Annotated in this window: 12 protein-coding genes; all 12 read left to right on the top strand. The window is 52.5% G+C overall.

Annotation, left to right across the window (positions count from 1 at the left end; translation table 11 throughout):
• A partial coding sequence (locus ABYA77_RS06620; protein ID WP_372965167.1) for an aconitase family protein occupies positions 1-152 on the top strand: 152 nt, incomplete at its 5' end.
• A 17-nt stretch (positions 153-169) separates the two neighbouring features.
• Positions 170-817, top strand: a complete 648-nt coding sequence (leuD, locus tag ABYA77_RS06615) for a 3-isopropylmalate dehydratase small subunit (protein WP_372965160.1) — start codon at positions 170-172, stop codon at positions 815-817.
• A 17-nt stretch (positions 818-834) separates the two neighbouring features.
• Positions 835-1,908 (top strand): 3-isopropylmalate dehydrogenase, encoded by a 1,074-nt coding sequence (gene leuB, locus ABYA77_RS06610; protein WP_372965159.1) that lies wholly within the window; start codon positions 835-837, stop codon positions 1,906-1,908.
• A 123-nt stretch (positions 1,909-2,031) separates the two neighbouring features.
• On the top strand, positions 2,032-3,147 hold the full coding sequence (asd, locus tag ABYA77_RS06605; RefSeq protein WP_372965158.1) for an aspartate-semialdehyde dehydrogenase: 1,116 nt from the start codon (positions 2,032-2,034) through the stop codon (positions 3,145-3,147).
• A gap of 322 nt (positions 3,148-3,469) precedes the next feature.
• A complete protein-coding gene (locus ABYA77_RS06600) occupies positions 3,470-6,670 on the top strand; it encodes a FimV/HubP family polar landmark protein (RefSeq protein ID WP_372965157.1) in 3,201 nt (1,066 codons plus the stop codon).
• Positions 6,671-6,757: 87 nt separating this feature from the next.
• Entirely contained in the window at positions 6,758-7,666 is a 909-nt protein-coding gene (gene truA / locus ABYA77_RS06595) for a tRNA pseudouridine(38-40) synthase TruA (protein ID WP_372965156.1), read from the top strand.
• Positions 7,663-8,292, top strand: coding sequence for a phosphoribosylanthranilate isomerase (locus tag ABYA77_RS06590; RefSeq protein WP_372965155.1), 630 nt, complete (start codon positions 7,663-7,665; stop codon positions 8,290-8,292). Before truA ends, ABYA77_RS06590 begins: the two co-directional genes overlap by 4 nt.
• Positions 8,285-9,493 (top strand): tryptophan synthase subunit beta, encoded by a 1,209-nt coding sequence (gene trpB / locus ABYA77_RS06585; protein WP_372965166.1) that lies wholly within the window; start codon positions 8,285-8,287, stop codon positions 9,491-9,493. The genes ABYA77_RS06590 and trpB overlap by 8 nt, the downstream gene beginning before the upstream one ends.
• A gap of 17 nt (positions 9,494-9,510) precedes the next feature.
• Entirely contained in the window at positions 9,511-10,323 is an 813-nt protein-coding gene (gene trpA / locus ABYA77_RS06580; RefSeq protein WP_372965154.1) for a tryptophan synthase subunit alpha, read from the top strand.
• Between the two features lie 38 nt (positions 10,324-10,361).
• Positions 10,362-11,288, top strand: coding sequence for an acetyl-CoA carboxylase, carboxyltransferase subunit beta (gene accD, locus ABYA77_RS06575; protein ID WP_372965153.1), 927 nt, complete (start codon positions 10,362-10,364; stop codon positions 11,286-11,288).
• A complete protein-coding gene (gene folC / locus ABYA77_RS06570) occupies positions 11,266-12,573 on the top strand; it encodes a bifunctional tetrahydrofolate synthase/dihydrofolate synthase (RefSeq protein ID WP_372965165.1) in 1,308 nt (435 codons plus the stop codon). The genes accD and folC overlap by 23 nt, the downstream gene beginning before the upstream one ends.
• Positions 12,574-12,664: 91 nt before the next feature.
• Positions 12,665-13,339 (top strand): SPOR domain-containing protein, encoded by a 675-nt coding sequence (locus ABYA77_RS06565; protein WP_372965152.1) that lies wholly within the window; start codon positions 12,665-12,667, stop codon positions 13,337-13,339.
• Positions 13,340-13,410 lie beyond the last annotated feature (71 nt).

Genomic DNA, 13,410 nt, shown 5'->3' with positions numbered 1-13,410 from the left:
TGGGGCAGGGTGAACACTGTGCTTCGACCTCTAACCGTAACTTTGAAGGTCGTCAGGGCTTTGGTGGGCGCACCCATTTGGTTAGCCCGGCAATGGCAGCCGCCGCTGCAGTCACAGGACATTTTGTTGATGTCCGTGAGTTGATGAACTGATCCACAGGAGAGATACCATGCGAGCATTTACGCAACACCGGGGTATTGTTGCCCCCATGGACCGATCCAATGTGGATACGGACATGATTATCCCTAAGCAGTTCCTGAAGTCCATTAAACGTACGGGCTTTGGTCCGAACTTGTTTGATGAGCTGCGTTATCTGGACGAGGGTAAGCCTGATCAGGATTGTGCAGGCAGGCCCTTGAATCCTGATTTCGTGCTGAATCAGGAGCGCTATAAGAATGCCAGTGTATTATTGGCCCGCGCCAATTTTGGTTGCGGTTCAAGCCGGGAGCACGCTCCCTGGGCTCTGGATGATTACGGATTTCGTGTAATTATTGCGCCAAGTTTTGCGGATATATTTTATAACAATTGCTTTAAGAATGGATTATTACCCATTGTTCTTGAAGAAAAAATTGTAGACAAGCTTTTTGCCGATGCTGAGGCTGTTGAAGGTTACCAGTTAACCGTGGATCTTGAGGCGCAAACGGTGACTACACCTTCCGGTGAGTCGTTCAGCTTTGAAGTGGATAATTTTCGTCGTCACTGCCTGCTGAATGGGCTGGATGACATCGGTGTGACACTCGAAGATGCTGATGCCATTCGCACCTATGAAAATGCACGTCGTCAAACGGCGCCCTGGCTGTTTAACGCTGGAAACTGATTAACAAGGATCTTGATATGTCTCGTAATGTTTTGCTGTTGCCGGGTGATGGCATTGGTCCGGAGATTGTGGCTGAAGCCGAGAAGGTTCTGCATAAGGTGAATGAGAAGTTTAACCTTGGCCTTACGTTTGAGTCGGCATTGGTGGGCGGTTCGGCTATCGACGCAACAGATGTGCCCCTGCCAGACGAAACACTGGAAAAGGCTCGTAAAGCTGACGCTATTCTGCTCGGCGCTGTAGGTGGTCCGAAGTGGGATAGCCTGCCAATGGCTAATCGTCCCGAGAAAGGTTTGCTCGGCCTGCGTTCTAACCTGGAGCTGTTTGCGAACCTTCGCCCGGCTATTCTTTACCCACAACTGGCGTCTGCATCGTCCCTTAAGCCGGAAGTTGTATCTGGTCTGGATGTTCTGATTGTACGGGAGCTCACAGGGGGCATTTATTTTGGTCAGCCCCGCGGTGTGCGCGTACTGGAAAGTGGAGAGCGCCAAGGCTACAACACATACCAATATACGGAATCTGAAATTCGCCGAATTGGTCGTGTGGCTTTTGAAGCTGCTCAGCAACGTGGCAAGAAACTATGCTCCGTCGATAAGGCCAACGTCCTGGAAGTGACGGTGTTGTGGCGCGAAATCATGGAAGATCTCAAGCGCGACTATCCCGATGTGGAACTGTCCCACATGTACGTGGATAACGCTGCAATGCAACTTGTTCGGGCGCCCAAGCAGTTTGACGTGATTGTGACTGGTAACATGTTTGGTGATATTCTTTCCGACGAAGCAGCAATGCTTACCGGTTCTATCGGCATGTTGCCATCCGCATCGCTGAACGCCCGGAAGCAAGGCATGTACGAGCCTTGCCATGGTTCAGCGCCGGATATCGCTGGTCAGGGTATTGCTAATCCGCTGGCCACTATTATCAGTGCAGCCATGATGCTGCGATACAGTCTGAATGAAGACGAGGCCGCAGCGGCGATTGAAGCGGCGGTCAGTAAGGTGCTGGATCAAGGATTGCGTACTGCTGACATTATGTCTGAAGGTGGTCAGAAGGTTTCTACCCGCGAAATGGGTGAAGCTGTTCTTAACGCGCTTTAAGTGATCTTATCCAAAAGCCAAGACCCGACAGCGGCGCGATGCAGTCGCTGCGGGATCATCCATCCTGTCCCTGTCAGCGATACCGGCAGCGGGTGGGCATAATATGAGGTTCAAAAGTCGCACATGAAGCGAGTTGGACTTGTAGGTTGGCGTGGCATGGTGGGCTCAGTCCTTATGCAGCGCATGCGTGAAGAAAATGATTTTGCTGACATCGATCCGGTGTTTTTTACCACCTCCCAGGCTGGTAAGCCCGCACCTGATGTTGGTAAAGAAGGTGTCCCGCCACTTCAGGATGCGTTTGATATCGACGTCCTGAAAACCATGGATGTGATTTTGACCTGTCAGGGGGGTGACTACACCTCTGCAGTCTATGAGAAATTACGAGATGCCGGCTGGAGTGGCTACTGGATTGATGCTGCGTCAACTTTACGGATGGTTGATCATTCTGTGATCGTGCTGGATCCGGTTAACCGCAACGTTATTGATGCAGCGCTTGATAAGGGTGTTAAAGATTACGTTGGCGGTAACTGTACAGTTAGCCTGATGATGCTGGCTTTGGGTGGCTTGCTGGAGCAGGATCTGATCGAATGGGTTTCTCCGATGACCTATCAGGCCGCTTCCGGCTCCGGTGCGCAGAATATGCGGGAACTGCTGAGTCAGATGGGTGTTCTGAATGAGAGCGTTAAAGCTGAGCTTGCAGATCCGTCTTCGGCCATTCTGGAAATTGACCGTAAGGTTACCGAAACCATGCGTTCCGGGGATTTTCCAACAGAGCACTTTGGTGTTCCCCTGGCGGGTAGTTTGATTCCGTTTATCGATAAACAGCTTGATAACGGCATGAGCAAGGAAGAGTGGAAAGCTGGCGTTGAGACCAATAAAATTTTGGGTCGTACCGGTAATCCGATTCCTATTGATGGTATCTGCGTACGTATCGGGGCCATGAGATCCCACAGTCAGGCGCTGACCATTAAACTGAAAAAAGATCTGTCGGTATCAGAAATCGAACGTATTCTGGCTAAGGGTAACGACTGGGTGAAGGTGATTCCGAATGACCGGGATGCCACCATGCAGGAGCTAACCCCCACGAAAGTAACGGGTACTCTGAGCGTTCCTATTGGGCGTATACGGAAGCTGGCGATGGGTCCTGAGTACATTTCTGCGTTTACCGTTGGCGATCAGTTGCTGTGGGGTGCGGCAGAGCCGCTTCGCAGAATGCTGAGAATCCTGCAGGAACGTTAAAAAATGTTACAGGTTGGTCATTAATGCCAACTGCGTCCGGTTTTTTACAAGCCGGTTTGGGGCGGGTGCTGATTTCAGCGTCCGCCCCTGTTATTTTCAAGGACACTAACGGGTTCCGTCGGATTGATGAAAAAACGGCGCAAGGATTGCAGCTGATTGATTGATAAAAGAGGTTTTATCAACAATACTCCCAAAATGTACGGCGTAATCTCCGGGTCAAAGCCGGAAATACACTGATAAAAAAGACGAAAGTCATCCAACCTCGTCCGATTCTGTTGAAATTCAGCAGTCAAAGAATAACGGAGACTGGAAAGGAAAAAGCATGAAGGTACGCAAGCTTGCGGTTGCCCTGGCGCTGGCGGGAGGGCTCGGCTCGGGTATGGCTCAGGCCTTGGGGCTGGGCGAAATAGAGATGCAGTCGTGGCTTAACCAGCCATTGGATGCTGAAATTACTTTACGACAAAGTCGCGGGGTTGACCCTGGTGACGTCTTCGTTAATGTTGCTCCCGAGGCCGCTTATCAAAGGGTGGGTCTGGAGCGTCATCACTTTCTCAGTAAGCTCAAATTTGAGGTGGTTACAGAGGCTGATGGCAATCTTGTTATCAACGTGTCATCAAGCGAGGCATTCCGCGAGCCGTACCTGAATTTTCTGCTGGAACTGACCTGGCCTAACGGCAGGCTGATGCGGGAATACGCTGTGCTTGTTGATCCACCTGTGTACGCGGAAGAGTCCGGTATACAGCAGCAGGTGAGCGTTCCTTCTTCGTCAACACGTCAACGCACTTCGGCTGCTGAAACCACTCGCAGCGCTGAGTCTGTCCGTAGGCAGGCCGCCGTCGAAGGGTCGCGTTCCGGCGGTTACAGTGCAGAGAGTTACGGTCCAACTGGACCATCCGATACCTTGTGGACGATAGCGCAACGGATGCGCCCGGATAATTCGGTATCCATGCAGCAGGTTATGCTGGCCATTCAGGATCAAAACCCCGACGCGTTTATCGGCGGTAATATTAATCGCCTGAAGCGCGGTCAGGTATTGCGTGCACCCACTATCGAACAAATCCAAAGGCGCAGTCGGGCGGAAGCATCTCGCGTAGTTGCCAGCCAGAACGAAGCTCTGAAAACTCCCCGGCCCGTTGATGCGACCCGGTCGGCCGAATCAACTGCTAAACAAACCGATCAGCTGCAAAGTGCATCAGCTGGCGATGAGCTTCGCCTTATCGCTGCAGAAGACGCTGAAGCAAAATCGGCCGAGCAGGGTGGGTCTGCCGGTGGTGACGGTGACACTCCTGGCGGAGTTGATGCTGGTGCGGCGGTCGCACTTGAAGAGCTTGAGGCAGCTCGTCGTGAAAATGAAGAGCTGAACTCCCGGCTGGAAGATATGCAGTCTCAAGTAGAGACTCTGCAACGATTGCTTGAGCTGAAGAGCAGTCAGTTGGCTGATATGCAAGGTCTGACAGCGGATGATGTGGGCCCGGAAGGTGCTGTCCCGGCTGAATCTATGGCGCAGGCGCAGGAAGATCCTGGCGTTGAGGGTGAGCTGGGGCAGGAGTTGGCCAGTCAGGCAGGTGAGTCTGTAATGGATGAATCTGTTGCATCGGGTGCCGAAGCGGAAGAGCCTGCAGAGGGAGCTTTGGTTGATGTCGCCGGTGAAGATGGCGCAATGATGGCAGGGGATGTTGCTGAAGGCTCTGAGGCATCTGTGGGTGTGGAGTCCGGCGATCACTCAGGTGATGACGTAGCTCTGGCCGCAGGGCCTGATCAGGCTGCTCAGGATGACCCTGCTGCGGCTGATGCAGGCGTTCCGGCAGGCAGCAGCACCGACGGTGCAGCCAAAGTTGAAGATGTGGAGGAGCGTAAACCGCAACAGCCGGCCGCCGGCCCGGAAAAAGGGCTGCTGGGTCAGGCTATGGATGCCATCGTGAACAATCCGATCTATCAGATGGCATTAGGTGGCGGGCTTTTGATTCTGTTGCTGCTTCTGCTTCTGGTTGCCCGGAGAAATGCGAACCGGGAGAAAGCATTTTATGACCAACTGAATGCGGATGACGATAACACCGAAGATAACTTTGATCTGGCTCTGGATGAAGAGCCAGAGCAAAAGTCCGCTGTTGGTGAAGATGTGTTGGCTGAAGCAGAAACGTACATTGCGTACGGTCGTCATGATCAAGCTGCTCAGGTACTGGAAACAGCTATTTCGCGTGAGCCGAGTCGTGTTGATCTTCGTCTGAAGCTGCTTGAGACCTACGCCGATAACCAGGATCGTGAGTCATTCGAAAAACAGTATGGCGAGATTGAGGCACTTGGTGATGAGGCTGCCATTCAGAAGGCAGGGCTCCTCAAAGCGCAACTGGAAGAAGCGGAGTCCATGCCGAGCATTGATGACCTGGAAAATCAGCTTCGTTCAGATTCCTTCTCCGGTTTCACTGCCGCCTCGTCGGACAGTGTAGGTGAGGAGCATGTGTCTGATGAGCCCCAGGAAGAGGAATTTGAAGCCTCGAAGGGTGATGTTAAGGAAAATGAGTTTGGTGAACTTGAGTCAGATGTCGCTGAAGAAACGGATTTGTCTGATGATCTGATTGAGTACGATCTCTCGGACATTGCCAAGACCGATGATGTGGTTACCGAGGAAACCGCTGAAGGTTCATTCGAAGAGAATGATTTCTCTTCGTTTGAGATGGATCTTGAGTCTGAATCTGACGCAGGCAATCCGGATGATGTTCTTGGTGAGGATGAGTTCACCCTGGACTTCGAGCTTGATGAGCCGGGCGACAATACCTCCGAAGCCGATGCTTCAGAAGATGATCTTGAGCTCGACCTGGGTGAAAGTCTTGACTTGGAAGAGGCCGCGAAGCCCGAAACAGATCCGGACTCTGAAGCCATGCAAAGCATCGAGGCTGACCTTGAGCAGTCAGTAGAAACTGCGGAGGAAAATCCTGATCTGGAATCGGAGGCTGAGCCAGAGTTGGGGCTTGAGGGTCTTGATGAGTCGTTCCTCGATGAGCTTGATGCGGAGCTTGAGAAGGTTGATGAAGACAGTGATACCGCTGAGCTGGATCTGAGTGAGTCGAATCTCGATGATCTTGAGCTTGATGTCTCTGATGAAGACCTGGCGCTGATGGGTGAGTTCTCTGACTCAGAGAAGTCCTCCGGATCTGAAGAACTCGATGCTCCGCTCGAAGAAGCATTGGGTCTGGAAGATGCTCTTAACGAACTGGAGCAAGACGGTTCCTTGGTGGATGAGGGTGCCGGTGTGCCTTTGCTGGATGAAGAGCCTTCGTCTGCACCATCTGAAGATGCCGGGCTTTCGTCAGCTTTAGATATCGACGACGCTGATTTGGGCGACGACGATGACTTCGACTTCCTTGATGGAACTGATGAGGCTGCCACTAAACTCGATCTGGCGCGGGCCTATATCGAGATGGGTGACGGCGACGGTGCCAGAGACATTCTCGAAGAGGTTGCTCTGGAAGGAGACGATAGCCAGAAGGCAGAAGCGCAGGAGCTTCTTAAAAATCTTTCCTGATCCGTTATAATTACCTTGTAACGGCAACAGCGCCGGCCATTGTGCCGGCGCTTTGTTTTTCAGAACCCAGAAAAACCGGACGATCACTTGTTTCTAAAGCCGACCCCCTTAACTACAGATAATCCGATTGGCGACGGCCGGGTTGTGATCATTTTCGAGTATGATGGTCAGGCCTTCCACGGCTGGCAGCAGCAAAAAAGCGGTGTTCGATCCGTTCAGGCGGAGCTTACGAAGGCGGTTGCAAAGGTGGCCGATCATTCGGTAGAACTGGTTTGTGCTGGTCGTACAGATGCTGGCGTACACGCGAGTTTCCAGATAGCCCACTTCGATACAACAGCAGTGAGAACCTTGCGCTCCTGGGTGATGGGGGTCAATACTGCATTGCCAGATGATATAGCCGTGCACTGGGCTGGTAACGGAGTTGGTGATTTTCACGCCCGGTTTTCGGCCACCTATCGCCGTTATCGCTATGTCATACTCAATCATCCCGTGCGTCCGGGGATTCAGCGGGGGCAGGTGAGCTGGAATTTTCGCCCTCTGGACACAGAGATGATGCACAAGGCGGCCCAGGTGCTCAAAGGTGAACATGATTTTTCGTCATTTCGAGCCGCAGGATGTCAGTCCCGAACCCCGGTACGGTTTTTGGAAAAAATTTCAGTAACTCGTTGCGGGAGCTATGTCGTAATTGATGTTCAGGCAAATGCGTTTTTGCATCATATGGTTCGAAATATCGCGGGTGCATTAATGGCGGTGGGTTCGGGCATTCATCCTGTAGAATGGGTGGGAGAGGTTCTTGCTGCTCGTGACAGGAAGTTGGCAGGAGTGACTGCGCCGCCATACGGGCTTTACCTTGTGGATGTGGGGTATCCTGAGCGTTTTGGGGTTCCTCAGGCGCTTTGCGGTCCTGCCTTCGTGACTCCCTGGTTTTCAAGGCAGGAAAACCTTCCGCTAACACCGACTCATATTCACCCTAAGCAACCGGTGATGCCGTCATGATTACTCGCGTAAAAATATGTGGCCTGACCCGGGTGGAGGATGTTCAGGCTGCGGTTGCCTGCGGTGCGGATTCAGTGGGTTTTGTTTTTTATGAGCCAAGCCCGCGATCGGTTTCGATTGAGCGGGCTAAGGTGCTCGCGGCAGCTGTGCCAGCCTTCGTCACTGTAACAGGCTTGTTCGTCAATGCTTCTTCAGAATTTGTGAAAGCTGTACTTGAAGCTGTTCCTCTGGACTTATTGCAGTTCCACGGGGACGAGCCCCCTGAGTTTTGCGATTCTTTCGGCCGACGCTGGATAAAAGCAATCAGGGTTCGCGAGGCCGCGCAGATAACAGAGGCCTTTTCGCGCTATAGCAATGCGGCGGGATTGCTCGTTGATGCCTGGGATCCGGACCGTTATGGCGGAACCGGGCAATCGTTCAATTGGCAGGTAATCCCACAGGAACGACCGATTCCTTTGATATTGGCGGGTGGCTTGTCATCTGATAACGTAGCTCGCGCCATCGAAGAAGTGCGCCCTTGGGCTGTTGATGTCAGCGGCGGGGTAGAACTGAGTAAGGGTAAGAAAGACGCCACCAAATTATCTGATTTTTTCAAAGAGGTGCACAGTGTCTGTAAAACTGACTGATGAAATGTTAAAGGCGCTTCCGGATTCCAGGGGGCACTTTGGGGCCTTCGGTGGCCGGTTTGTCTCGGAAACGCTGATGGATTCGTTGATGACTCTGGAGAAAGAGTATCTCCGGTTGAAGGATGACGCTGATTTTCAGGCCGAGTTTGATAAAGATCTGGCCGATTATGTGGGTCGTCCAAGCCCGTTATATTTTGCTGAGCGGCTAACTCGTGAAACCGGTGGAGCGCAGATATGGTTGAAGCGGGAAGACCTGAATCATACCGGTGCTCATAAGGTAAACAACACCATTGGCCAGGCACTCCTTGCCAGGTTTCTGGGTAAAAAACGAATCATTGCAGAAACGGGCGCTGGGCAGCATGGCGTAGCCACCGCGACCGTCTGCGCACGGCTTGGCCTGGAGTGTCATGTTTTTATGGGGGCGGAAGACATTCAGCGTCAATCTCTGAACGTATATCGCATGAAACTGCTGGGCGCGACCGTTCATTCTGTTGAAAGTGGTACTAAAACACTTAAAGACGCAATGAATGAGGCTATGCGCGACTGGGTGGCTAATGTTGATGATACTTTCTACATTATAGGCACGGTAGCTGGCCCGCACCCATATCCACTTTTGGTTCGTGATTTTCAGTCGGTAATCGGGCGGGAGCTGCGTCAGCAATCCATGGATAAAGTCGGTAAGCTTCCGGATGCGCTGGTGGCATGTGTTGGTGGCGGTTCTAATGCTATTGGTATGTTCTACCCATTCCTGACCGACGAATCGGTTGAGTTATACGGTGTCGAAGCTGGTGGCCTGGGGATCTCAACGGGTCAACACGCAGCGCCACTTTGTGCGGGGCGGCCGGGTGTTCTGCACGGTAATCGGACTTACCTGATGGAAGATGATAACGGGCAGATTGCTGGTACTCATTCAGTGAGTGCCGGGCTGGATTACCCGGGCGTAGGTCCTGAGCATGCATGGCTAAAAGATATTGGTCGGGCCCACTATGTATCGGTTACTGATGAAGAGGCGCTGGCTGGGTTCCGTACACTGACTCAGGTGGAAGGTATTATGCCGGCCCTCGAGTCCTCGCATGCCGTGGCATACGGGTTGAAGCTTGCGGCGACTATGGATAAAGACAAAATGTTGGTCATTAACGTATCCGGCCGCGGTGACAAAGATATTCACACCATTGCCCAGTTAGATGGCATTGAGATCTGAGCGTATCAGGAGCAGGCATGAGCCGTATTGAAGGTGTATTAAAGTCCCTGAAAGACCAGGGCCGTAAGGCGTTGATTCCTTATATTACTGCTGGTGATCCTCATCCGGATCAGACGGTTAACCTGATGCACACCCTGGTAAAAGCAGGTGCTGACATAATTGAGTTGGGTGTGCCATTTTCCGATCCGATGGCGGATGGTCCGGTTATTCAGCTGGCTTGTGAGCGAGCCTTGAAACATAACACCTCGCTGCGTCAGGTTGTTGAAATGGTTCGGGCCTTCCGCAACAGTGACACAACCACCCCAGTTGTTTTGATGGGCTACCTGAATCCGATGGAGGCCATGGGGTATGAAGCGTTTGCTGATGCTGCAGCTGAGGCAGGAGTTGATGGCGTTCTGACGGTAGATTTGCCACCGGAAGAGGCCGGGGAGGTGGCTCCGCTATTTTCTCAGCGGGGCATGGATCCCATTTTTCTGCTCGCGCCAACCACGACTGATGACCGTATAAAAGCAATTAGCGAGCACTCTTCCGGCTATGTGTACTATGTTTCAATAAAGGGCGTGACCGGCTCGGCTACGATCAATGTCGAGGAGGTGGCTGAGAAAGTGGCTCACATTCACGAATTGACGGCGCTTCCCGTAGGCGTAGGTTTTGGTATTCGGAATGCGGAAACAGCAGGCGCTATTGGCAAAGTATCCGATGGTGTAATTGTTGGTAGTGTATTGGTGGATACAATAGCCCGACACCAAGCAGATCCAGAGGCGCTCAACAAAGCGTTATTCGATCTGTTGCACCCGATGCGCGAAGCTCTGGATAGCCTTGCCCGCTGAGTAACCGCTATCCAGGCATCAAAGGACAGGACAAAAGCATGAGTAACTGGCTGGACAAAATTATGCCGAGCAAAATTCGCTCGGAATCAAGGCAGCGTACCGGCGTGCCGGAAGGGTTGTGGAAGAAATGCCCTAAATGCGGCGCATTTTTGTATAAGCCGGAACTTGAGAAAAATCTTGATGTTTGCCCTAAGTGTAACCACCACCTGCGTGTGTCTGCTCGTCGGCGTCTGGATATATTCCTGGATAAGGATGGGAGGGTAGAGATTGCCGCAGATCTGGAACCCGCTGACCGCCTTAAATTTAAAGACAGCAAGCGTTATAAAGACCGCCTGGTTGCTGCACAGAAGGCCACCGGCGAAAAAGATGCACTCATAGCGATGAGTGGAACTGCGCTGGGAGTGCCGCTGGTAGCCTGTGCCTTTGAGTTCAACTTCCTGGGCGGTTCAATGGGCCAGGTGGTGGGTGAGAAGTTTGTACAAGCGGCTAATGTGGCTCTTGAGCGCAGAATTCCGTTGGTGTGCTTTTCTGCCAGTGGTGGTGCCCGGATGCAAGAGGCCATCCTGTCACTCATGCAGATGGCAAAAACAGCCGCGGTTCTTGAGCGCATGAAGGAAGAAGGTATTCCTTATATTTCGGTAATGACTGACCCTGTCTTCGGTGGTGTTTCTGCCAGCTTGGCGATGTTGGGCGACCTGAACATTGCTGAGCCATTTGCGCTTATCGGTTTTGCCGGCCCGAGGGTTATTGAACAGACAGTAAGGGAGAAGCTGCCTGAAGGTTTCCAACGCAGTGAATTTCTGCTTGAGCACGGCGCCATTGATATGATTTTGCACCGTCACCAGATGCGCGAAAGAATTACCCATGTGCTTGCGAAGCTTACTGGCCAGGAAAAGCCCGGAACTGACGCACCTATCGAGTTTGAAATTACTGAAAAACCCGATGCAGATGCAGGCGGTGAGTAAGGGTTTGTCTGTCCCCGGAAGTCCGGAGCAGGGCGCTTCTGTTGATGAATGGCTTCAGTGGCTTGAGGTCATTCACCCTACAGAGATTGATTTAGGTCTTGACCGTGTACTGGTGGTTCTTCGGAGGTTGTTCCCGCAAAAGCCCAAAGCACGAATTATCACTGTCGCAGGTACCAATGGTAAAGGCACTACCGTTGCGACTCTTGAACGATTGTTGATCGCCGGAGGCCGAACGACAGGTGCCTACACTTCCCCCCATTTGCAGTGTTATAACGAACGGGTCCGTTTAAACGGCGAGGATATTTCGGATTCGGCTTTGGTTTCTGCTTTTGAGGCCGTTGAGGCCGCAAGAGGCAGTGTATCGCTGACGTATTTTGAATTCGGCACTCTTGCTGCTTTTGTTGCGCTTGAAAACGCTGGTGTTCAGGACTGGATTCTCGAAGTAGGCCTGGGTGGCCGCCTTGATGCGGTCAACGTACTGGATGCAGATTTCGCTGTTATCACGTCAATTGATATAGACCATGTCGGGTTCCTTGGCGACAACCGTGAAGTCATTGGGTTTGAAAAAGCCGGGATCTTGAGGCGAAGAATGACGGCTGTGTGTGCTGACCCGAATCCGCCCGCCTCTGTTTTGCAGCAGGCCGCCGCCCAGAAAGTGGATTTGCGCTTGACGGGGCGTGATTATCAGCTTGAAAACAGTGCCGGCAGGGCAGGTGCCGTTGATTTAATATTACCTAAGGGGCGAATCTCCTTGCCTGCCGGGCCGTTACCGATTGAGAGTGTTGCAGCCGCGGTGGTATTGGCTACAGAATTATTACCTCATGCTACGTTTGACGCTCTCGGCAACGCTGCTCACGCAGTTCGTGTTCCGGGTCGTTTCGAGCAATTATCCAACGATCCGGCTGTCATCGTAGATGTAGGCCACAACCCTCATGCCGCTCTTTGGCTGGCTGAAAAGCTCAATGGCTTGAAGTGTGCGGGGGGGCGGCGTGTTATAGCGGTCTATGCGGCTCTTGCAGACAAAGATGTTGAAGGGGTAGTGGCAGCCATGAAACCTGTGGTGGATAGCTGGTACCTTGCAGGGCTCGATGTCCCGAGAGGCCTGGCTGTGGATGCGCTGGAAGCGCGTGCGGCCGTGCTTTCTGATGTTCATGGTTGCGCCTCGATCGCTGAGGCGCTGGATGCAGCCAAGAAAATTGCAGAGCCTGCAGACACTATTATCGTGTTCGGTTCGTTTTTTACTGTAGCTGAGGCCCGGGACCTATTGATAGCAAAGGTGCCTTAAACTTTGTCCATAGCGTTACGGAAGGCTTCAGTTATGAAACCGCCACGGTTACTATCGGTGTGAAACAGATTGGCATAGGGAGTTCTTTCTGGTGGATGGATTGAAGCAACGGATTATTGGTGCACTGGTTCTGATCTCCCTGGCGGTTATTTTTGTGCCAATGGTCTTTGATGAGCCGCATTCTCAACGGCAGTCGACTCCGATAACCATTCCTGAAGAGCCGCCATTCCCTGAAGTTGATATGCCTGCGGAGCCCTCCGGTGAGCCTGTGGGTTATGGGTTACCCTCAGCCTCGGAGAGTGGGACAGCGGTTGAACAGGCAACTGCTCCCGGATTCCGTATGATTGAAGGCGATGGCTCCAAGGAAACGGAATCTGTTGTTCCGCCGCTAACCGTTGATGAAGCCCCGGCGAAACCCGTAAAATCCCCGGAGCCAAAAGCTAACGACGTTGCCCCGGCCGTTGCCAGGCCTAATACTCAAGAGGCTCGTGATCCTGTTGAAAAAGCTGAATTTACCCGTTCGCTTGAAGGTGCCTGGGTCGTGCAGTTGGGTAGTTTTGGCAATGAGGATAACGCGCGCAGGCTTCGGGACAACGTGATCAGCATGGGCTTTGGCGCCCATCTGCAGAAATTCTCGCGTGGTGACAGTACGTTGACCCGCGTTTTCAGTGGGCCGTTCGTTAACCGGGCCGACGCTGATAAGGCCAAAGCTGCTCTTGATAAAGAGTTTAGTCTGAATAGCCTGGTCACTCAGGGTAGTAAATAATCTGCCGGGCAAAGAATTATCTGCAGACGACAGTTTGGTGTGCTCCCGTTTCCTGTTAGAATTCGCCTCTC

Origin of the sequence: Marinobacter sp., from assembly GCF_041595835.1 — a bacterium.
In the GTDB taxonomy this organism is placed as follows: domain Bacteria; phylum Pseudomonadota; class Gammaproteobacteria; order Pseudomonadales; family Oleiphilaceae; genus Marinobacter.
The sequence above is the reverse complement of the archived record's forward strand: the minus strand, read 5'-3'. Positions and strand labels throughout refer to the sequence as shown.